We start from the raw sequence: 22,537 nt of genomic DNA, 5'->3' as shown, positions 1-22,537 counted from the left end.
GTGATTTTGAACACAACTTCAAGAATTGATAGATTGAATAGATCAGGGGGATACTTTTATGCAAATCGAAAATCCGGTATTAAAGGGGTTCAATCCGGATCCGTCCATCGTAAGGGTTGACGAAACGTATTATATTGCAACCTCAACCTTCGAATGGTTTCCGGGCGTGCAAATCCACGAATCAAAGGATTTGGTCAACTGGCGGCTGATTACGCACCCGCTCTCCACGAGAACACTGTTGGATATGAAAGGGAACAAGGATTCGGCAGGCATTTGGGCACCGGATTTGTCCTATGCCGACGGGAAATTTTGGCTGGTTTATACCGACGTGAAAGTGACGGAAGGCGCCTTCAAGGACATGACTAATTACTTGACTACCGCCGAAAGCATCGAAGGTCCTTGGAGCGACCCGATTAAGCTGAACGGAGTAGGGTTTGACGCTTCGCTATTCCATGACGACAACGGAAAAAAATACCTTGTCCAGATGGAATGGGATCATCGAGAGTATCGCCATCCGTTTAACGGCATAAAGCTGACGGAATACTCGGTTGAGCAACAAAGATTGCTTCCGGAGACGGCAAAAATCATTTATAAAGGGACCGACGTTAAGCTGGTGGAAGGCCCTCATATTTATAAATTATTTGGGTATTATTATTTGTTTTGTGCGGAAGGCGGAACGGTTTATTCCCACCAAGAGGTGGTTGCCCGTTCGGCAGAACTATTCGGCTCCTACGAAACGCAGCCTGGCGATGTATTCCTGACCGCGTTTGATTCTCCTGACGGGGAGCTTCAAAAATGCGGGCACGGCTCATTGGTAGATACGCCGTCGGGCGAATGGTATTTCGCGCATTTGACGGGACGCCCCTGGCACCGCGAGACGGAATCGATCCGCGATCCGCGCGGCTGGTGCACGCTGGGAAGAGAAACGGCGATTCAAAAAGTGGAGTGGAACGAGGAAAAATGGCCGTATATCGTAGGCGGCAAGCAGGGAAGCCGGTTTGTCGAAGCTCCCAAAGGCTGCACGGAAACGAAGTATGCGCCGACCTATCCGGAAACGGATCATTTTGATTCCGCGGCATTAAATATCAATTTTAGTACGCTGCGCGTTCCGTTTGATGAGAAGATGGGTTCTCTGACGGAGAAACCGGGGAACTTGCGCTTGTTCGGCAAAGGTTCCTTAACGAATGAACACGAGCAGTCGCTTGTCGCAAGACGCTGGCAGTCCTTTTATTTCGACGCACAGACGGCAGTTGCGTATTCGCCTTACACCTTCCAGCAGATGGCGGGACTCGTGAACTATTACAATACGGGACATTGGTCGATGATCCATGTGACATGGAACGAAATCAATGGACGAGTTATTGAAGTAACGCAAAATGACCGTGGCGTTCTGACGAGCTTTCTGAAGGATAAAGCCGTTAAAGTTCCCGAACATGCGGAATACGTGCATTTTAAAGTGAAGGTTCGGAAAGAAACGTATACCTACGCCTATTCCTTCGACGGCGAGCAGTGGACGGATATCGACGTAACGCTGGATGCCGCGATTTTGTCCGACGATTACGTGGTACAGTCCTACGGCGGCTTCTTTACGGGAGCGTTTGTCGGGATGGCTAATGTTGATTATTCCGGTTATGATTTGCCGGCGGATTTCGATTATTTTATGTATAAAGAGCTTGAAAATAATTAATTGTGATCCCCGAAAGAGCTGGAAGAATATGACTTCCGGCTCTTTCTTAGTAGTAATGTGAATTAATATGCTATACTTCTAAGTACGATAACATTTGAAAGGGATTACAACAAATGATTATGAAAACTGATCAGGATGTTATGAGAGAAAATAACAAAAAGTTAGTATTAAAAGCTCTATTTAATACTGATCAGACGTCTAGAAGTTCAATAGCCGACCAAATCAATCTTCAGAAATCCACGGTTTCTTCTATTGTACGTGAGCTTCAAGACCAAGGTTTGATTGAAGAGCTAGGCATAGGAGAAGCATCCAACATTGGCGGGCGTCGGCCCAATTTAATACGCTTTAATCGTAAGTTTGGGTTTGTATTGGCGTTTGATATGGGCGTAAATTATTTAAAATATTCCATCAATTATATTAATGGCGAGCTTATTCATCATGTGTCTTTGAAATTATATACCAACAAAGTAAAAGAAATTTTTGCATTGATGAAAAATGTGATTTTGAATTTGGAAAAGTATGATACGATCAACGGATTGGTCGGAATCTCCATCTCGCTTCACGCACCGGTATTGGATAATCAGATCCTGTATAGTCCTTTCCTGGACTTTCAATCCTTTAATTTAATCGATGCGTTGAAGGAACTGATCGACGTTCCCGTTATCATCGAGAATGAAGCCAATCTCACGGCGATTTATATCCGGGATTTTTACCGTCATACCGAGGAAATTCAATTCGATAACATTCTGGCTTTAAACATTCATAACGGAATAGGCGTAGGAACGATTATCGAGAGACGCCTGTATAAAGGCTTAAACGGATTGTCCGGTGAAATAGGACGATCCATTATCATGTCGGAAAATAAAAAAAATCGGCGTTTAGAAGAGATTTATTCCGAAAAAGCGGTGCTTGACCGGATCGGCAAATTGAAAAACAGACCAGGATTTACGTTAGAGGATGATTTTATTCTGTTAATGGAGTTAAAGGATGAACAAATTGCGGCTATCATGGAGGAATGGGTCATAGCAATTGCACAAATCTCTTATAATTTAATCCAATACAGCGCTCCGGATGCTGTGTTCCTTTCCTCACGATTTATCGCCTTTTTCCCATGCCTACTAGACGAGATTATTAAAGAATATTCATCACTTGATCCGCTTGGCTCCACGCAAATTATTTCGCTAGACCACCATATTCATGAATTAACGCTCTTTGGCGGAGTTGCCTTGGTTTCCAGAAAAATTCTCGGATTGGAATCGCATGATTTATTTTTTACCAAGGGATCCGGGCATTTACGATGAACCAAATGAAATATTAATTGGCGAAGATTTGGCTAAAACCCATTGACCATTTTACATAATATGGTATGATCAACTATAACAGCACATCTGTACGAATGGGGAAGCACCTCTCTTAACTTAAGAGAGGTGCTTTTTTGCGTTGTGCTGATTACCCTATGTGGATGGAGGAATTGGTAAACATGCAGATCGTATTTATGAACCGGCTTGTGAAGGATGCCGGAAGTGAGGATGAGAAGCTCGCCCAGGTATGGATTGGCGAAGAGGAGGGGACCTGGCATCTCGGCTGGAGGGATCTGGAGATGACCGGGGAAGCCATGGATTCCGAATGGTATGAAGGCGGTTCCTGGAATGAGATGCTGTACATTTACAGGCACGGCCTCGCCGTCAAGCTCGGCGAAGGATTCCGCCCGCTGATCGACGGCACGTTCCATGAGGAAGAGGAGCTGAAGGGCCGCAGCCATACCGTCCAGAAGCTGTACTGCTATAGCGAACTGCACAACAACGAGGAACTGTACGCCGAGCTGACCGCCTGGCGGAGAAGGAAGGCGGCCAGCGAACGCAAGGCCCCTTATTTTATCGCCAGCAACCGGGTGCTCCGCCTGATCAGCGCCTTCGTGCCGCAGACGATCGAAGAGCTGCTGCAGCTTCCGGGCGTCGGGGAGAGCAAGGCGTCGGAGTACGGAGCCGACCTGATCGAAATTGCGGGAACGGTGGAGCGCAGCCATGAATTTCCGCTGGATTGGGTGAATGACGCCCTGGACGACCAGTCGTATCTATCGTGGACCTACAAGCAGAAGGAGCATAAGTACAAGCAGGACCTGGATAAATACCGTATCCGGCGCACCATGCTGAAGGGAATCTATGAGGGAATGAACCTGAAGCAGCTGGAACAGGAATGCGGTCTGCCGCGCAGAGATTTGGTGGAGGCGCTGGAGCAGCTGGAGAAGGAAGGGTATGACACGGAGCGGCTGATCGAAAGCGAGCTGAAGGAGATATCGCAGGAGGAGCAGGAGCGGGTGTGGGCCGCGCTGGAGGAGCTGGGCGACGCGCTCTTGAAGCCGGTGCTGCTGCAAGTATACGGAGAGGATGCCGCTGCGGGAAGCGGTATGGAGCAGCGTTATGAACGGATCCGGCTGATCCGCATCCGGTTCCGCCGGCAGCCCGAGAGCCACAGAAGCGCAGGGTAAACGGAGCTTGCACGGGCATATGGCCAGTGACATGCAAAAGGACGAAGGCTCTAACCGCGTGCGGCCGTCTCCTTCGTCCTGTTTTCCAATTTATCATGATGGGGTTATGCGCTGACTTTCAGATCCAATCCTTTTTCTTGAAAATGACAACCATACCGAGACCAAGGACGAGCATGATGCCGAGGATCATGAAATAGCCGTATTTCCAATGAATTTCCGGAATGTTATCGAAGTTCATGCCATAGATTCCTGTAATGATCGTCAAAGGCATGAAGATAACGGTCATGGCCGTAAACACTCTCATGATCTCGTTCGCGCGGTTAGCGATACTTGACTGGTACGCCTCGCGCAAGTTGCTCATCAGATCGCGGTACGTATCGAATGTTTCGGAAATCTTGACCGCATTTTCGTAAATGTCGCTGAAATATTTTTGCAGCTGATCGTCAATCAGCCGGAGGTCTTTTTTATTTAACGTATTGATGACATCCTTTTGCGGACCCAGCACTTTTTTCAGCCACAGGATCTCGCTTCGCAGGCCGATAATTTCGTTCAAATGGGACTTTTTCGTATGCATGAGAATGTCTTCTTCGAGCTTCTCGATTTTGGCTTCGATCCGGTCGCCGACCACGAAGTAGTTGTCAACCACGAGGTCAATCAGCAGGTACAGAAAACGGTCCGGCCCGCTGACTTCCTGTTCCCACAGGATCGGCTTCAGCGTCCGCAGTTCGTTGATTTTCTGTTTCGTCACCGTAATGATGAAGTGTCTTCCGAGGAAAACGTTCAGTGCGCGCAGAAAAATTTCCTCGTCGTCAAACCGGATGCTGTTGACCACGATAAAATAGTGGTTTTCGTAAATTTCGATCTTGGGGCGCTGCTCCTCTTCGCTGAGACAGTCCTCAACCGCCAGATCATGCAGCGAAAACAGCGGCTGCAGCTCCGCGAGGTCGTCGACGTCAGCGTCGATCCAGTAAAAGCCGGCCAAAGGCGGGGTCAGTACAGTTTGCAGGTCATCGATCGGATTAAATACTCCTTCGTTTACCAACCGGATTTTCATATGATTTCACTCCTTGCTCAAGATGTTTGAGCATAGAAAAGAAATCAGCGCTGCCGGTCAGCGGGATTCGGGGGATTGCTGTAGAAACGTACGGGCACGAAAATGAAAACTTCCCTCTGCCGGCAAGCTGATCTTTGATCTATGCAGTTGTGTTTTCCATGCATTCAGCTTCGGGCTCGGGTCGCCTTCCATCTTTCATGTCACCTCAGTCATATCGGGGTATGAAACACTTGTCTAGTATAACGCCGGGTTTTATTCCTTTCAAGAACAAAATGGCGGCCGGCAGGTCCCGATAACAGGGTATGGAAGCGGTCAGCGATCGGTGCACGAAATGCTGCCGAAAATGACAAATCCGCGTCTTGACGAAGGATGGGCTTATGATTTAAAGTAAGGAACAAGACAATGAAAAATTGAATACAGCGAAATCTTATCAAGAGCAGGTGGAGGGACTAGCCCGATGAAACCCGGCAACCGGCGGTATTTACGCACGGTGCTAATTCTTGCAGGAACATGGCAGCGGCTTATTAGGCGTTGTCTCCTGACAGATGAGAGAGGCGCAGTAATGAGCGTGTAATGACCTTTCTCTTTTGTGTGGGAAAGGTCATTTTTGTATACTCGGCTTCTTCTCAAGCTACGATTTTCGCGGTTTTCAGAAAAAAGGAGAGATGATAACGATGCCGATCAAGATTCCCGACACTTTACCGGCGAAAGAAGTTCTTACCCGGGAAAATATTTTCGTCATGGACGATACCAAAGCGTATCACCAGGACATTCGTCCGCTGCGCATCGCGATTCTCAATCTGATGCCGACCAAGGAAACGACAGAAACCCAGCTTCTCCGCCTGCTTGGGAACTCGGCGCTGCAGGTCGACATTGTGCTGCTTCATCCGGGCTCCCATATTTCCAAGAACACGCCTTCGGAGCACCTGAAGTCGTTCTACAAAACGTTCGAAGAAGTGAAGCACCGCCGTTTTGACGGTATGATCATCACCGGCGCGCCAGTCGAAAAGATGGATTTTGAGGACGTGAACTATTGGGATGAGCTCCGCGAGATCATGGACTGGACCAAAACGAACGTCACCTCGACGATGCATATCTGTTGGGCCTCCCAGGCCGGATTGTTCCACCACTACGGCATTCCCAAGTGGGACCTGAAGGAAAAATGCTTCGGCGTCTTCCCGCACCGGGTGATGAAGAACAACGTGAAGCTTCTCCGCGGCTTCGACGATGTTTTCTATGTACCGCACTCCCGCCACACCGAGGTGCGGCGCGAGGATATCGAGCATGTTGTGGAGCTGGAGATTCTCTCGGAATCGGAGGAAGCCGGCATCCATATGGTAGCAAGCAGGGACGGCAAGCAGATCTTTGTGGCAGGCCACTCCGAATACGATCCGGATTCGCTGAAATGGGAGTATGAGCGCGATATCGCGAAAGGCATGGACATGAAAATTCCGGTCAACTACTACCCGAACGACGATCCGAGTCAGGCCCCGCTCGCTATCTGGCGCTCGCATGCCAACTTATTATTCTCTAATTGGCTGAATTACTATGTATATCAGGAAACTCCTTATGATATCGGGGAGAGTCTTGAAGTCTGGCCGCAAATTTAGTCGACCCTACAGGAGGATACGCACATGGAAAAGGACCCATGGAAAATTGAAAGCAGATTGGCCCAAATCGGCTCCGTCGAAGAACCCGTGACCGGAGCAGTAAACTTCCCGATTTATCAGGCAACAGCCTTCCGCCATCCGAAGCTTGGCCAAAGCACCGGTTTTGACTACGCCCGGACCGCCAGCCCGACCCGCAAGGTGCTTGAAGCCGCAGCGGCGAAGCTGGAATCCGGGGACGCCGGCTTTGCCTGCAGCTCGGGCATGGCTGCGCTGCAAACCATTTTCACCCTGTTCAGCCAGGGCGATCACCTGATCGTTTCGCTGGATCTGTACGGTGGTACATACCGCTTGCTGGAAAGGATCCTTTCCAAATACGGGGTTACCGCAACGTATGTCGACACCAACAACCTGGACGAGCTGGAACAGTCCAGACGCCCGAATACGAAGGCGGTGTTTATCGAGACGCCGACGAATCCGCTCATGATGATCACGGACATCGAGGCCGTCTCCAATTGGGCCCACCGCCACGGCTTGCTGTCCATCGTGGACAATACGCTCCTGACGCCGTTCTTTCAGCGTCCGATCGAGCTCGGCGCGGATATCGTCGTGCACAGCGCGACCAAATACCTGGGCGGTCATAACGATGTCCTTGCAGGCCTGATCGTGACCAAAGGCAAAGAGCTGTCCGAGGAAATAGCGTTTCTGCACAATTCCATCGGTGCGGTGCTCGGGCCGACGGATTCCTATCAGCTCATGAAAGGAATGAAGACGCTGGCCCTGCGGATGGAGCGCCATGAAAGCAATGCCACGGCGATGGCCAAGTACCTCCAGACGCATCCGGCGGTTGCCGAAGTGTTTTATCCGGCGCTTCCGGATCATCCAGGACATGACATCCAGAACCGGCAGTCCCGGGGGAATACGGGTATTTTCTCCTTTAAAGTGAAGGACGCGCGCTACGTGGAGCCTGTGCTTCGCCACATCCAACTGATCGCCTTTGCGGAAAGCCTTGGCGGCGTGGAATCGCTGATGACCTATCCAGCGGTACAGACGCATGCTGATATTCCCGAAGAAATCCGCAAGGCCGTCGGCGTCGACGACCGTCTGCTCCGTTTCTCGGTGGGCATCGAGCACATCGATGACCTCATTGCGGATCTGGGCGGCGCATTGGATGCCGCGATCAAGGAAGTGGAAGGGAGCAGCCAAGGATGAGTGATTTGGGCAAAGGACATCAGGACAAAGGCAAGCAGGATTTGAAATTCGCAACCAAGCTGCTCCATTTCGGCTCGGAAATCGATGGCGCGACGGGCGCTTCCAGCGTGCCGATCTATCAGGCGTCTACGTTCCACCATGCGGACATTTTCAATCCGCCGGTGCATGATTACAGCCGTTCGGGCAATCCGACGCGCCAGGCGCTGGAGGACTATATCGCCCTGCTCGAAGGCGGGGTGCGCGGGTTCGCCTATTCGTCGGGCATGGCCGCCATTTCGAGCACGTTTATGCTTCTGTCGGCCGGCGATCACATGATCGTGACCGAGGACGTATACGGCGGAACTTACCGCCTGCTTACAAGCATCTTGAACCGGCACGGCATAGAGAGCACTTTCGTGGATATGACCGACCTGGATCAGGTGAAGGCTGCGTTGAAGCCGAACACCAAGGCCGTATATATGGAAACCCCATCGAACCCGACGCTGAAGATTACCGATATCGAAGCCGTCACCAAGTGGGCCAAGGAGCATGATTTGCTCACCATGGTGGATAACACGTTTATGACGCCGTATTACCAGCGTCCCATTGAGGTAGGCGTGGATATCGTGCTGCACAGCGCGACGAAGTTCCTTGGCGGACACAGCGACGTGCTGGCCGGATTGGCCGTCGCCCGCACCGAGGAAATCGGCCGCCAGCTGAAGCAGCTGCAGAACGGTCTGGGAACAGTGCTGGGCGTACAGGAGAGCTGGCTGCTGATGCGGGGCATGAAAACATTGCAGGCGCGCATGAAGCACAGCGAAGAGAGCGCCGCCGTGCTGGCCGCTTGGCTCAAAGGGCGTCAGGATATTACGCAGGTCTTTTACCCGGGGCTTATCGATCATCCCGGCAGAGAAATTCACGAGAAGCAGTCCACCGGCTATGGAGCCGTCGTCTCGTTTGACGTGGGCTCCGGCGAGCGGGCCAAGCAGGTGCTGAACCGCGCGCGAATCCCGCTCGTGGCCGTCAGCCTGGGCGCGGTGGAGAGCATTCTGTCCTATCCGGCGATGATGTCCCATGCGGCGATGCCGGCTGAGGTCCGGCTGGAGCGCGGCATTACCGACGGGCTGCTCCGCTTCTCCGTCGGCCTCGAGGACGTCGACGATCTGATCGCCGATCTGGATCAGGCGCTTCAAGGCTAAATCATCAACTCAGGCACCGCTTCGGCGGTGCCTTTCCTTCGTCCAGCCACGCCACCCGCGTCAGCCCGGATTCGGCCAACGGATTCTATGAATTTCGTTTGCCCCATGCGCCAATTGTGTTAAGATGGTAGTGGTCATGTTTAATTTATGTTACAAAATTCACATATGATAGGAGGCTGCCAAATATGAGTGCGGTTGACCGTATCCTGGATAAAGCACTGCGGGGCGAACGCCTGAATTTGGAAGACAGCGTGACATTGTTCGATAGCAACGAAGTGGAGAAAATGGGTCATGCTGCCGATATCATGATGAAGAGGGTTCATCCCGATCCAATTACGACTTTCGTCATCGGACGGAACGTCAATTATACAAACGTGTGCGATACATACTGCACATTTTGCGCATTTTACCGTGTCCCTGGGCACAAAGAAGGGTACACCTTGCCGGACGAAGTGATTTTCCAAAAAATCAAGGAAACCGAAGACGTCGGCGGCACGGAAATTTTGATGCAGGGCGGAACAAACCCTTATCTGCCGTTCGATTACTACACGAACCTGCTGAAGGGCATCAAGCAGCGGTTCCCGAACATCACGATGCACTCCTTCTCACCGGCCGAAATCCGCAAAATGGTGGAAGTATCAGGGTTGTCTCTGGAACAAGTCATGCGCGAGCTGAAAGCGGCGGGACTGGATTCCCTGCCGGGCGGCGGCGCCGAAATCCTCGACGACCGGATCCGCTCCAAGATCAGCCGGCATAAAGGAACCTGGCGCGACTGGATGGACGTCATGCAAATGGCGCACAAAATCGGCATGAACACGACGGCCACGATGGTCATCGGCTTCGGTGAATCGATGGAAGAGCGTGCCCTGCATATGCTGCGCATTCGCGACGCGCAGGATGAATGTATTGCGAACGGTTATGACTCCAAAGGCTTCCTCGCCTTTATTCCATTCACGTTCCAGCCGGACAATACGGGCTTGAAGCGGGAACGCGAAACGCCGGAAGCGTATTTGAAGACGGTGGCAATCGGCCGCCTGGTGCTGGACAACGTGCCGAATTTGCAGTCCTCCTGGGTAACGATGGGACCGGAAGTGGGCAAATTGTCGCTTAGCTACGGCTGCAACGACTTCGGCAGCACCATGATGGAAGAGAACGTCGTGTCCTCCGCCGGTGCGGTGCACAAGGTTAACATCAATTCCATCCTGCAGCTGATCCGCGAAGCAGGTAAAATCCCGGCGCAGCGGAACACGAGATACGAGACGCTTCGCGTCTTCGAAGAAGGTTCCCAAGTGGAAAACGACTTCGTCATGCAGAACTAATATTAAATATTTCATGATCGAGCGAGCCGCTTCGTTAAGACGAAGCGGTTTTTTTGTACCGATCGATTTCAGATATGAATAGGGGCTTCTTCCTTTGTTGTTCAAAGGGGGTGGCCCTTTATTATTTCCCGGCAAAAGGTATCTTTTTTATTCAGCGGAAACGCCCGTTTACCAAGCATTTCATGTCGATTTTAACTGAGAAATGTTAGCCTGTTTTCCATCGATCCCTCCCGTATATCCCCCCGGCTAAAACATATACTTTGTAAGAAGGAATTTGAAAGGAGTGTTCTCCATGGAACTGTTCAGCATAGCAGCCCGAACCTTTAGTCCGCAGGAAGCGGAGGAATATAAGCGCATGGTTTCGGAAGCGAACCAGGTTTTACATAACAAGTACAAATCACTCGCAATCAGCTGTACGGTCCATGAGGATATGATGCTGTGGAGCTGCCGGGAGGACGATCCGCGGTTCTTTAAGGAGCATCATCTGCAGCAGGTTTACGCCGCTGCCGCCAAGACGGTGGCCCACTACATTTTGCAGGAAAAGGAGCAGCGGCTGGTCGAGAAGATTCTGGCCGATGATTTTGAATTTCCTGATCCGGAGGAAAAAGAGCAAATTTTGAAGCACTGCCGGATGAGCCTGGAAAAAAACTCCGAAGGGGGCGCATGGTCCCGCCGTTACGATATGCTCGTTCGCGGCATCAAGCAGTGCTTAAGCGAACGGCCGCTGCTCCATGTGGACGGGTTTCTAACCTTTCGTGCCGCTGCTTACGTTAAAGAGTTGAAGGAAGTCGTGGAGTACGCGGTGGATGAGTTTTTGATGGACCGGCAGTATGAGGAGTTTGTCAGCATTCTGAAATACTTCGTCTATTTCCAGCAGCCGCAGGTGCCGATCGCCCATGTCATTCATAAGGGAGGCCAGGATTTGCTCGTGCTGGACGGCGACTTAAGGCCGCTGGAGTACCGCCATGACGAAGGCGTTGTGGTGGAGCGTCTGGACCAGCAGGACCTGCAAATGGAGGATACGGTTGTCACGACGCTGATCTCCGTGTCGCCTGCCAAAATTGTCATTCACACACGCGAACCGCATATGACCGTCGTTCGCACGCTGATGCAGATTTTTGATGAGCGGGTGGAAATTTGCCGTTACTGCCCGGACTGCCACGCCTATTTCCGCGAAACGGGGAAGATATAGCTTGACTCGCCGCTGAGCAGGGATTTATAATAACTCATAATTCGATAAAAGCGTCGACAGAGACATGGACCTGAAGATACGGACGGTCAGAGAGAGGGAACTTGGCTGAAATTTCCTCACGAATTCCGGCTTCGGTCTACCCCTCTACAGCTGCGGTTTGGAACCTGTTTTCCCGAATCTCGATCAGTCGGGGAAGCGCAGTATAAGCCGCCGGGTCATTCCGTTATCTGATGCTGAAGGACAGCAATTTCGTATTCACTGGCAACAGGGAATATGGAGTTCTGTCGAAGTTGGGTGGAACCACGGGTAAAACACTCGTCCCTTGTATAGGGATGGGTGTTTTTTTGCGTTGCCTGTACTATTTTGAAAAGGGCGGCTGTCCGCCGAAATGCCAAGGAGGAATACAACGTGTCAGTAAGCATCAAACTGCCAGACGGCTCGGTCCGCGAATATGCGGACGGAAGCACCATTGAAGACGTCGCCGCTTCGATCAGCAGCGGCCTGAAGAAAAATGCGGCCGCAGGGAAATTGAACGGCATCGTGGTCGATTTGTCCACTCCGCTCGTGGAAGGAGCCGCGGTGGAAATTGTCACGCTCGATTCGCCGGAAGGCCTCGAAGTGATGCGCCACAGTACGGCGCACTTGACGGCACAAGCCGTGAAGCGCCTGTTCGGCGCCAAAGAGGTCAAGCTCGGCGTCGGACCTGTCATCGAGGACGGATACTACTATGACATGGATTTGGAGCATCCGCTCAATCCGGAAGATCTGCAGAAGATCGAAAAAGAAATGGAGCGCATCGTAGGAGAGAACCTGCCGATCGTCCGCAAGGAAGTCAGCCGCCAGGAGGCGCTGGACATTTTCGGCGAGCTCGGGGATCCATACAAGCTTGAACTGATCAACGCACTGCCTGAGGACAGTGTCATCACCATCTATGAGCAGGGCGAATTCTTCGACTTGTGCCGTGGACCGCATCTGCCTTCCACCGGCAAGATCAAGGTGTTCAAGCTGATGAGCGTGGCCGGTGCATACTGGCGCGGTGACAGCAAGAACAAAATGCTGCAGCGGGTTTACGGAACCGCTTTTGTCAAGAAAGCGCAGCTGGATGAGCATCTTCACTTCCTTGAAGAAGCCAAGAAGCGCGACCACCGCAAGCTCGGTAAAGAGCTCGAAATCTTCACTTTCTCCCAGCTGGTGGGACAAGGCCTGCCGATGTGGCTGCCGAAAGGCGCCAAGCTGCGCCGCACCCTTGAGCGCTACATCGTGGATCTTGAAGAAAGCCTGGGATACCAGCATGTCTACACGCCGGTTCTCGGTAACGTAGAGCTGTACAAGACATCCGGACACTGGGAGCATTACCAAGAGGACATGTTCCCTAAGATGGAGCTCGACAACGAAGAGCTGGTCCTGCGTCCGATGAACTGTCCGCATCATATGATGGTGTACAAGAGCGAAATGCACAGCTACCGCGATCTGCCGATCCGGATCGCCGAGCTTGGCATGCAGCATCGCTATGAGATGTCCGGGGCACTGACAGGATTGCACCGCGTGCGCGCGATGACGCTGAACGACTCCCACATTTTCTGCCGTCCGGATCAGATCAAGGAAGAGTTCCTGCGCGTCATTCAGCTGATCACGAAGGTGTATGAGGACTTCGGCATCCACGACTTCCGCTTCCGCCTGTCCTACCGCGATCCGGAGGACACCGAGAAGTACTTCCCGAACGACGCCATGTGGGAAATGTCCCAGCGTATGCTGCGCGAGGTTGTCGAGGAGACGGGCATCCCGTTCTTCGAGGCTGAAGGCGAGGCCGCTTTCTACGGTCCAAAGCTTGACGTGCAGATCCGCACCGCCCTCGGCAAGGAAGAGACGCTGTCGACCGTACAGCTGGACTTCCTGCTGCCTGAGCGCTTCGAACTGGAATACGTCGGCGACGACGGGCAGAAGCACCGTCCGGTGGTCATCCACCGCGGTATTTTGGGCACGATGGAACGCTTTACGGCGTTCCTGCTGGAGAACTTTGCCGGCAACCTTCCGCTGTGGCTGTCTCCGGTGCAGGTCAAAGTCATTCCGGTCTCCATCGCATTCGAAGGCTATGCCAAGGAAGTGGCTGAGAAGCTGAAGCTTCAAGGCGTATCCGTGGAAGCGGACGTGCGCAATGAGAAGCTTGGCTACAAAATCCGCGAAGGACAGCTGGAGAAAGTTCCGTACATGTTCATCGTCGGCGATAACGAGATGAACGCGGGAACCGTATCGATCCGCAAACGCGGCGAAGGCGACATCGGGGCCAAAACCGTGGAAGAGGCGATTTCGCTGCTCCGTGAACAAATCGCGAAACGCGAAATTTTCTAAGACCAAACTAGCGTAAAACGATAACATAACAAGCTTGCACAATCCTCTGCAAAGTGAGACGACCTCAATTTTACATGTATAAACGCCGGAACATATGGACATCCTCGCAAGTAAAGGGGGAGGATTTCATATGAACAAGGTGAAAACATGGCAGAGGATTTTGTGTTGTATGTTTCTGTTTGGCATGCTTGCAGGAGCCCCGAAGATGTACGCGGCATCCTTCTCGCTGCTGGGGAGTGACGGGGTTACGGGGAATGAAAGTGGGAAGAGTCCGATGCTGGCGGCTAATGATTATTATCAAAAGCCGTTAAAATATGCAACGAAGCCGGAAATGTTTCAGGTGGTTGATTTGAAAAAGCGGGCGGAACAGAACGTATTTAAGCAAAATGAGTTTATGCCCAAATACACAGCCAGGGCGGCTGTTCCCGCGATCGGCAAAGCCGAGGTTAAGCCGCAGCAGGAGGCGGGTGCCGTAAAGGAGCCGTCGATGCCGGTCTTGATGCCGCGCCAGGAGCAGGTTATCCGCACGGTCAAAGTCACGGCGACTGGATATACCGCGGGTTATGAATCCACGGGCAAACATCCGAGCCATCCGTCATATGGCATTACGTATTCCGGTGTGAAGGTGCGCAGGGATAAAAATACGATTTCGACGATCGCGGCCGATCCGAAATTATTCCCGCTCGGCACGATCCTGTATGTGCCTGGGTACGGTTATGGTGTTGTTGCCGATACCGGTTCGGCCATCAAGGGCCGCAAGATCGACCTGTATTTCTCCACAACCAAGCAGGTGTATAAGGAGTGGGGGAAAAAAGAGGTGGACGTTTTTGTGATCAAGCGGGGGAACGGTAAATGCAGCGAGGATATGCTGCGGACGTTGGGGAAAGCGATCCAGACGTATAAGACCGTCCCGGCTTCACTGCTGGATGAAGCGGTATAAGGTTAACTTAAATTGATTTGAAAGCCTTGGGCCCGGAACGCGGCGCTCCAGGGCTTTTATTGTTTTTGGTGCCATATATGTAGTATCGATTCCCAACCTTTAACTTTGCCGTAGAACGGTATAAATTCCAGGAGGCTTCACATACTACGACAGGGGCAAAGCGATGCTGAATCCCCGGCCAGACAAGCTACAGGGAGGTGAACCCAAATGCAAAAGAAACAAGACAACTTCAAAACGCCAAACGAAAAGTTTGACGAGGAGTTTGCAGAAATCGGAAACGAGAGCGCATCTTCCACTACGCAAAAGCAAAAATTCCAAAGCAGCAACTTCAAAACACCTAACCAAAAGTTTGACGAAGAATTCAAACAAAATGACCAACAATAATCATTCTTCCGTCAAGTTTGCTAAAATGCCCGCTGAAAAGCGGGTGTTTTATTTTGTCTGGAAAAAAAAGGTATATACCTCGGTCTGGGGACCGAGAACAGGATCATTCCGCCGCCGCTGTCGGCCAGGCCGCCGTTATTGTACACTGATATCAGATTCGCAAGCGACGCGAACTTTATGGGATATGAACAATGGAGTTAAAGGAGATACGGTTATGCAAAAAAAATGGGTAGACCGCCTTTTTGGAGGCCTGGTGCTGATCGCGATCGGAGTTGTATTCCTGTTGAATCAGCTTGGGTATATCGACGTCAGCTTCTGGGGGCTGGTCGGAGACTACTGGCCGGTGATTCTGGTCGTTCTGGGACTCAAGGAGCTGGCCAAGGGCCGGCGCTCATTCTTTGGCGGGGCGATACTGCTCCTGATCGGGGCCTATTTCCTGGGACGTAATCTGGGATGGCTCTGGATTTCGCCGGGCAATCTGTTTAAAATCATCATTCCAGCGCTGCTGATTATCGGCGGGCTGTACGTCATTTTCAAGCCGAATGACCGGACCCCTCCGCCAGCCGACAAGCGCCGTCCCGAGGAGCCTATGTTTACGCCGGAACCGCCGGTGCCGCCGGAGCCTGTAGAGCTTGACGGTTCGTCCCTGGACCGGCAGTTCGAGGAAAAATTCGGCATCCCGTACAGCAAGGAGAAGGGACCGCAGGGCGTTCCGCCGAAATCCTCCTATGAGGAAGACGTGGATATGGACGATTTGGATCCGGACGATGACGACGAAATGGATCGGATGAAGAAGCACTACAAGAACAAGTACAAGCGGCACTACAGAAGATACTACAAGCACTACGCCAGAGAGGAAGCCCGCCGGGGCGGACCGTTCCGTGAACCGGAAGACCATGGTTGGGATCACCACGGTCCTTTCAGCGAATCCGACCACGACGGGAAAATCAACAAGTCCTCTTTTATCGGGGATATTTATCTCGGACGTGACTCCTTCCAGCTGAAGCCGACCAACCTGTCCCAATTTATTGGAGACACGGTACTGGACCTGACCCGTGCGCATATTCCTTACGGGGAGACCAAGATCAACATCTCCGCGTTTATCGGCGATATCAAGGTGTACATCCCGGATGATACCGATCTGGGCGTCACGGTGAACTCGAGCTCTTTTATCGGGGATATGTCGGTGCTGAACGAATCGCGGAGCGGATTTGCAGGCAACGTTTCGACCCGTACGCCGTATTACAAGGAAGCGCGCAAAAAAATCAAAATCAACGTCAGCGCGTTTATCGGTGATATTAAAGTAAACAAAGTAGGTTGATCGAATGAAAAGTATCATGAAAAACACCAAATGGATGCTGCTGTTTTACTTTCTGCTGACCGGCCTTCTGATGACGGCGATTTTCTATATCGGCAGCGACAGCGGATATCTCGTCATTAAAGGAACCTGGGTATGGATTTATTCCTGCCTGGGGTTTCTGCTGTTGTCGATCATCATCGGATACATGGCCGGACAGCGGATCCAGAGACGCATCGATGTGCTGGAGTTTAACATGCTTCAGGTCTCCAAAGGAAATCTGTCGGTACGGATCGGCGAAACCGATGACCCGACGTTTGCCCGGCTCTATCATGAGTTCAACAATGTGATGGATTCCATTGAAAAGAAAATGGAGCTGCTGCAGCGGATGGGCGAGCAGGAAGTCATCGAAAAGGAAAAAGCCGCGGAATCGGCTGTCATCGAAGAGCGCCGGCGGATGGCCCGGGATCTGCACGATACCGTCAGTCAGCAGCTGTTCGCCATTCATATGTCGGCATCTTCGCTGCCGAGGGTGCTTGAACGGAACGAGGAGCAGGGCAAAGTGGTCATGGAGCAGCTCATCACGATGTCCCAGATGGCCCAGAAGCAGATGCGGGCGCTGATTGCGCAGCTCCGTCCCGTCGAGCTGGAGGGGAAAAGTCTGGCCGAAGCCCTGGAGGTGTGGTTTCCGGACTACTGCCGCCAAAACGGCCTCAAAGGCATGAAGGAGGTCGAGCTGAAGGGCAGTCTGTCGGAAGCGATCGAGCATCAGCTGTTTCTGATCATTCAGGAAGCGGTGGCCAATATCGTGAAGCATGCCCACGCCAGACTGGTCAGCATGTCGCTTCGCGAAGAGAGCCGGCAGGTGGTGCTCAGCATCAGCGACGACGGCCAGGGGTTTGACTCGATTCCGCACAGACCGGGATCGTACGGACTTTCAACGATGCGGGAGCGGGCCGAGAAACTGGGCGGACAGGTCGAAATTATGAGCCGGCAAGGCTCGGGCACGACCATCCGTGTACATATACCGAAGTTTACTTAGTTTAGAACGGATCATCAATACAGGCAGGGGGAAATCGAAATGGCAGATAGCGTGAAGGTGGTCATCGTGGATGATCATGATATGGTCAGAATGGGACTGAAAACATATTTGATGCTGGAGCCTTCCTTTGAAGTGATCGGGGAAGCAGGCAACGGCCAAGAGCTGCTGGTCTGGCTGGACCAGCGGCCGCAGGAGGAGCATCCCGATCTGGTGCTGATGGATCTGATGATGCCGGTGATGAACGGTGCCGAAACGACAAGGGCCGTTCTGGCAAAATACCCCTCGATCAAGATCGTCATTTTGACGAGCTTTCTCGAAGACGACCTGGTGGTGGACGCGGTGGAAGCCGGAGCCGTCAGCTACGTGTTGAAGACTGTATCGGCCGACGAACTGATCTACGCGCTGCAGGGGGCCAACCGCGGCATGCCGGTCATGACGGGGGACGTATCCCAGGCCCTGACTAGAGGCATCCGCCAGCGGACCGTCCAGGGAGATTCTACCGGGATGACCGAACGCGAGAAGGAAGTGCTGCTGCTCGTCGCCGAAGGCAAAAGTAACAAGGATATCGCTGAGGAGCTGCATATCAGCATCAAGACGGTCAAGACCCATGTGAGCAATCTGCTGATGAAATGCGAGCTGGAGGACCGGACGCAGCTGGCCATCTACGCCCACCGTAAAGGATGGGTGCAGTCATAGTCTTTCCCGACATGTTTTATCTGCTTTTTAATTGTTTTTAATCTGTCATTAAGGTTTATAGTACATGATATAAACAGTTAAATAATATCCCTAACGGAACGCTATAAATCAGGGAAAGCAGGAGGCATGAATCACATGGACGAAAGAAACAGATTTGGCCAGCCGGAAGATTCGTTTGATCAAGAGCCAACAAAGCGTGAACAGCCGTCTTCCGATTCGAATAATTCATCTTATTACTATTCCTACGGGCCGTTTAAGTCCCTTGGAAAAGACAACAATACAGAGCATCCAGGCAGTGAGTCCTCCGACAGGCCGCAAGCGGAGGAAGTGGAGATTACTCCTCCGAATCCGGTCAGACAGCTTCCGGTAACCTCCAGCCAGTACCACAGCTCCGGAGAGTCCGGCAGCCCCGGACGCAGCGGAAGCACAGGTGGCGGGGGTGGAAGCAATGGCGGCAACAACAGCGGTAACTGGCAGTTTAACCAGCGTCCGAAGACATCGGTAAAAACGGTGCTGATTTCCTTCCTTGCCGGCATGGTCGTCATCACGGGGCTGATGTTTACGGCGGATCGGATGAATCTTTTTACGCCTAATACGTCGCTCACGTCCGAAACAGCTACGACGGTTTCGGCTGCAGCCGACAACGGCGAGACGACCGGCAAGGCGAATACGACCTCGCTGCCGCTATCGAAGCCGACGGATGTATCCGGAGTAGTGCAGGAAGCAGGCCCGGCGGTCGTTAAAATTGAAACGCTCGTTAAGCAAGGCAGCCGCAGCAATTCCCAAAGTAATCCTTATCTGAACGATCCGTTCTCCTATTTCTTTGGAGACCAGTTCGGCGGCGATTCGGGTTCCGGCGGATCGGGATCGGATTCCCAATCCCAGGGCTCGGGTTCGAACTCTTCGCAGCTCGTTCCTTACGGCATCGGTTCCGGCTTCATCTACAACAAGGAAGGTTATATTCTGACCAATGAGCACGTGATCGAGAATGCCGACGTCATTCAGGTCACCATCGAGAACGACGAGAAGATCTATGAAGCCAAGCTTCTGGGCAGCAGCAAGGATCTCGACCTTGCCGTTCTGAAAATCGAAGGAAACAACAACTTCCCGACCGTTCCGCTCGGCGATTCTTCGAGCCTGAAAGTCGGCGAGCCGGTTGTAGCCATCGGTAACCCGCAGGGCTTTGACCATACGGTAACGACAGGCGTGCTGAGCGCCCGCGAACGTTCCATCGATATCAGCGAGGAATCCGGCAGCGGCACCCGCAAATATCAGCATCTGCTGCAAACCGACGCTTCAATCAACCCGGGTAACTCCGGCGGGCCGCTGCTCAACCTGAACGGCCAGGTCATCGGCATGAACGTGGCCGTCAGCGCCGATTCCCAGGGCATCGGCTTCGCGATTCCGACAAGCACGATCAAGAATGTCGTCGACAAGCTGGAGAAAAACCAGGAAATTCCGAAGGATCCGGTTCCGTTTATCGGGGCGTCCTTGATGACGATGACTGAAGAAGTGGCTAAACAAATGGGTACGGATGTGAAAGAAGGCTCCGTTGTAGCCGAGGTCGTCTATAAATCCCCGGCTTACGAAGCGGACCTCCGCCCTTACGATATTATTACCGGCGTGAACGGTACCAGCTTTAAAACCAACACGGAACTGACGGAGTATATCCAGAAACAAAAGGTCGGTTCGAAAGTGACGCTGAACATCGTCCGCAACAACAAGAAGATGGATCTGCAGGTCACCATCGGCGACAAAAATAAATTCACGGACAACAGCGCGGTCAGCGGCCAGTAATCCATACGTTGATAAAGACAGCGGAAGGGGGACCCCTTCCGCTGTTGTCGTACCGTGGTGCAAAGGCAAATGTTCACTGCTACAATAAGAAGCAGAGGTATTTGCCATGATACAAGATAAAGAGATAAAGGAGTAGTCCGTTGATGCGATCGAAAATTTTGATTATTGACGATGATGAAAAGATCATTTCCATGCTGCGCAGGGGGCTGGCATTTGAAGGGTACGACGTCAGTACCGCTAACAATGGGGCAGAGGGACTGAAGGTCATTTTGAACGGGGAGCCCGATATCGTCGTGCTGGACGTCATGATGCCGCAGGTGGACGGATTTGAGGTGTGCCGCAGGCTTCGGGAAGGCGGCAGCCAGGTGCCGATCCTGATGCTCACCGCCAAGGATGAAATCGAGCACCGGGTCAAAGGGCTCGACCTTGGGGCGGACGATTACCTCGTCAAGCCGTTTGCGCTGGAAGAGCTGCTGGCCAGGGTGCGCGCGCTGCTGCGCCGGAAGCCGGGGCAGGAGGAAGCCGGCGACCATCGGTTGACCTATGAGGACATCGTGCTGGATGTCGACTCCCGGGAAGTGCTGCGCGGCGGTAAACGCCTCGAGCTGACGGCCAAGGAATTTGAGCTTCTTCATTTATTCATGCAAAATCCGAAGCGGGTGCTGTCCCGCGACTTAATTATGGATAAAATCTGGGGTTACGATTACAGCGGTGAGTCCAACGTGCTGGAAGTGTACATTGCGATGCTCCGTCAGAAGACGGAAGAACACGGAGGGAAGCGTGTCATTCAAACGATCCGCGGTGCAGGTTATATCCTGAGAGGGGATTCATAAGAAATGTCCATAAGATTGCGCTTGACCGCCTGGTACACTGCCATTCTCGCCGTAACGCTAATTGTGTTCGGCTCGGCGGTGTACGGGGTCGTCCATTTTAATACGTATAATTCCGTGAGGGAGCGGCTGGCTCAGCAATATAATAAAATTGAGCCGACCGTGGTTTTGAACTGGAACCGCAGGAGTAATTATTTAAGTTTTGAAGTGCCTTCCGATTTGACCTCGCAGACTTTTGTGCAGATGATTGATTATGTCCACAATAAATTATCCGTGTCCGAAAACCTGGGGGCTTTAAACATTAAATTCCCTTATCCCGATTACAACCATGCGCCAAAACAGCAGGGTTTTAAAACCGTGTATATCCAGGGAAACCCTTTTTACCTATACCAGGGCATCATTACGGAAAGCAACACCGGCCAGGTGGTTGCAATGCTTCAGCTAGCCATTTATACGGGACATGAAGTGGAACTGCTGACGCTGCTGCGGAATATTCTGGTCATCAGCGCAACGATCATGATCATCGTGGCCTCCTCGCTCGGTCTGTTCCTGGCCCGCAAATCGATGAGCCCCATCGGCAACGTCATCGAAGCGGCGAGTCAGATCCAGAATGGCCAGGACCTCAGCGTCCGCATCGATTACGACGGGCCCCAGGATGAAGTCGGGCAGCTGATCGACACCGTTAACAGCATGCTGGGGCGCATGGAGGGCTTTTATAAAAATCTAGAGGAGTCATACGCAACGCAGCGCCGGTTCGTATCCGATGCGTCGCACGAGCTGCGGACACCATTGACGACGATCCGCGGCAATGTGGATCTTCTGGAAAAAATGTGGTCAGACGATGAAGGAGACCGTCCGAAGCTGGATGAAGCGACGCTGAAGCAGATGACCCGGGAGGCCATCAGCGACATTGCGGACGAATCCAAACGGATGAGCCGGCTCGTCGGCGACATGCTCTCTCTGGCGCGGGCAGACACGGGGCGTACATTTGACAAGCAGCCGATTCCGCTTGAAATTCTCGTGGAGGAAGTAGCCAGAAGGGCCCAATTCCTGCCGCGGCAGGCCGAATGGATTACCGGTGACTTTTCGATCCTGAACGGTGTCTATGTCAACGGCAATAAGGACTATATGCAGCAGATGCTGTTCATTTTTATTGAAAACGCATTTAAGTATACGCCCGAAGGCCAAGTGACGTTTGACGCATTGCTGTATGAGGATCAGGTGGGCATCCGGATTGCCGATACGGGCATCGGCATGGACAAGGACGAGGTGCCGTATATCTTTGACCGCTTCTACCGGGCGGATCAGTCCCGCGGCATGACCGAGGGCATCGGGCTGGGCCTGTCCATCGCCAAATGGATTATCGACGAGCTGAACGGCTCGGTCGAGGTCGTTACCCGGCAGGGAGAAGGCACTACCTTTATTATCTGGCTGCCGGTCGTCTTTCCCGTCCCTTTGGAATAGG

18 protein-coding genes and 1 riboswitch are annotated in these 22,537 nt (G+C 52.4%); of the genes, 17 read left to right on the top strand and 1 reads right to left on the bottom strand.

What is annotated here, in order from left to right:
- The first annotated feature begins 58 nt into the window (after positions 1 to 58).
- From FHS19_RS19575 to FHS19_RS19565, 3 genes are all read left to right on the top strand, one after another.
- The gene (locus FHS19_RS19575) at positions 59 to 1,687 is read left to right on the top strand and encodes a glycoside hydrolase family 43 protein (protein WP_183583507.1); all 1,629 of its coding nucleotides are present in this window, start codon (positions 59 to 61) and stop codon (positions 1,685 to 1,687) included.
- A 113-nt stretch (positions 1,688 to 1,800) separates the two neighbouring features.
- Positions 1,801 to 2,988 (top strand): ROK family transcriptional regulator, encoded by a 1,188-nt coding sequence (locus FHS19_RS19570; protein WP_183583506.1) that lies wholly within the window; start codon positions 1,801 to 1,803, stop codon positions 2,986 to 2,988.
- A gap of 179 nt (positions 2,989 to 3,167) precedes the next feature.
- Positions 3,168 to 4,175, top strand: coding sequence for an HRDC domain-containing protein (locus FHS19_RS19565; protein ID WP_183583505.1), 1,008 nt, complete (start codon positions 3,168 to 3,170; stop codon positions 4,173 to 4,175).
- Between the two features lie 118 nt (positions 4,176 to 4,293).
- On the opposite strand, the gene corA is transcribed toward FHS19_RS19565, so the two are convergent.
- Entirely contained in the window at positions 4,294 to 5,229 is a 936-nt protein-coding gene (gene corA, locus FHS19_RS19560; protein ID WP_183583504.1) for a magnesium/cobalt transporter CorA, read from the bottom strand.
- 424 nt (positions 5,230 to 5,653) lie between these two features.
- A riboswitch (SAM riboswitch) is annotated at positions 5,654 to 5,781 on the top strand.
- Positions 5,782 to 5,903: 122 nt separating this feature from the next.
- Here corA and metA point away from each other — a divergent pair.
- The 14 genes from metA (at position 5,904) to FHS19_RS19490 (ending at position 22,536) form a co-directional block, all read left to right on the top strand.
- Positions 5,904 to 6,839 carry a homoserine O-acetyltransferase MetA gene (gene metA / locus FHS19_RS19555; RefSeq protein ID WP_183583503.1) on the top strand — a complete coding sequence of 312 codons (936 nt, stop codon included), beginning with the start codon at positions 5,904 to 5,906 and terminating at the stop codon, positions 6,837 to 6,839.
- 24 nt (positions 6,840 to 6,863) lie between these two features.
- Positions 6,864 to 8,048 (top strand): PLP-dependent transferase, encoded by a 1,185-nt coding sequence (locus FHS19_RS19550; RefSeq protein ID WP_183583502.1) that lies wholly within the window; start codon positions 6,864 to 6,866, stop codon positions 8,046 to 8,048.
- Positions 8,045 to 9,226 (top strand): aminotransferase class I/II-fold pyridoxal phosphate-dependent enzyme, encoded by a 1,182-nt coding sequence (locus FHS19_RS19545; RefSeq protein ID WP_183583501.1) that lies wholly within the window; start codon positions 8,045 to 8,047, stop codon positions 9,224 to 9,226. The genes FHS19_RS19550 and FHS19_RS19545 overlap by 4 nt, the downstream gene beginning before the upstream one ends.
- A 185-nt stretch (positions 9,227 to 9,411) precedes the next feature.
- Entirely contained in the window at positions 9,412 to 10,545 is a 1,134-nt protein-coding gene (gene mqnC, locus FHS19_RS19540; protein ID WP_183583500.1) for a cyclic dehypoxanthinyl futalosine synthase, read from the top strand.
- A gap of 292 nt (positions 10,546 to 10,837) precedes the next feature.
- Positions 10,838 to 11,737 (top strand): putative sporulation protein YtxC, encoded by a 900-nt coding sequence (locus FHS19_RS19535; RefSeq protein ID WP_183583499.1) that lies wholly within the window; start codon positions 10,838 to 10,840, stop codon positions 11,735 to 11,737.
- Between the two features lie 408 nt (positions 11,738 to 12,145).
- Positions 12,146 to 14,086, top strand: coding sequence for a threonine--tRNA ligase (gene thrS, locus FHS19_RS19530; RefSeq protein ID WP_183583498.1), 1,941 nt, complete (start codon positions 12,146 to 12,148; stop codon positions 14,084 to 14,086).
- Between the two features lie 394 nt (positions 14,087 to 14,480).
- A complete protein-coding gene (locus tag FHS19_RS19525) occupies positions 14,481 to 15,026 on the top strand; it encodes a 3D domain-containing protein (RefSeq protein ID WP_376771943.1) in 546 nt (181 codons plus the stop codon).
- A 207-nt stretch (positions 15,027 to 15,233) separates the two neighbouring features.
- On the top strand, positions 15,234 to 15,410 hold the full coding sequence (locus FHS19_RS19520; RefSeq protein WP_181909105.1) for a hypothetical protein: 177 nt from the start codon (positions 15,234 to 15,236) through the stop codon (positions 15,408 to 15,410).
- A gap of 214 nt (positions 15,411 to 15,624) precedes the next feature.
- Complete coding sequence (gene liaF, locus FHS19_RS19515; RefSeq protein ID WP_183583496.1) at positions 15,625 to 16,731, top strand: cell wall-active antibiotics response protein LiaF; 1,107 nt, start codon at positions 15,625 to 15,627, stop codon at positions 16,729 to 16,731.
- Positions 16,732 to 16,735: 4 nt separating this feature from the next.
- On the top strand, positions 16,736 to 17,749 hold the full coding sequence (locus tag FHS19_RS19510) for a sensor histidine kinase (protein WP_183583495.1): 1,014 nt from the start codon (positions 16,736 to 16,738) through the stop codon (positions 17,747 to 17,749).
- Between the two features lie 39 nt (positions 17,750 to 17,788).
- Complete coding sequence (locus FHS19_RS19505; protein WP_183583494.1) at positions 17,789 to 18,445, top strand: response regulator; 657 nt, start codon at positions 17,789 to 17,791, stop codon at positions 18,443 to 18,445.
- A gap of 135 nt (positions 18,446 to 18,580) precedes the next feature.
- Positions 18,581 to 20,242 carry a S1C family serine protease gene (locus tag FHS19_RS19500; RefSeq protein ID WP_183583493.1) on the top strand — a complete coding sequence of 554 codons (1,662 nt, stop codon included), beginning with the start codon at positions 18,581 to 18,583 and terminating at the stop codon, positions 20,240 to 20,242.
- 143 nt (positions 20,243 to 20,385) lie between these two features.
- On the top strand, positions 20,386 to 21,075 hold the full coding sequence (locus FHS19_RS19495; RefSeq protein WP_183583492.1) for a response regulator transcription factor: 690 nt from the start codon (positions 20,386 to 20,388) through the stop codon (positions 21,073 to 21,075).
- Between the two features lie 3 nt (positions 21,076 to 21,078).
- Positions 21,079 to 22,536, top strand: a complete 1,458-nt coding sequence (locus tag FHS19_RS19490) for a sensor histidine kinase (RefSeq protein WP_183583491.1) — start codon at positions 21,079 to 21,081, stop codon at positions 22,534 to 22,536.
- The last annotated feature ends 1 nt before the right edge of the window (position 22,537 follow it).

Source organism: Paenibacillus rhizosphaerae (genome assembly GCF_014192015.1).
GTDB lineage: Bacteria > Bacillota > Bacilli > Paenibacillales > Paenibacillaceae > Paenibacillus_AQ > Paenibacillus_AQ rhizosphaerae.
This window is presented reverse-complemented; position numbering and strand designations above follow the sequence as displayed.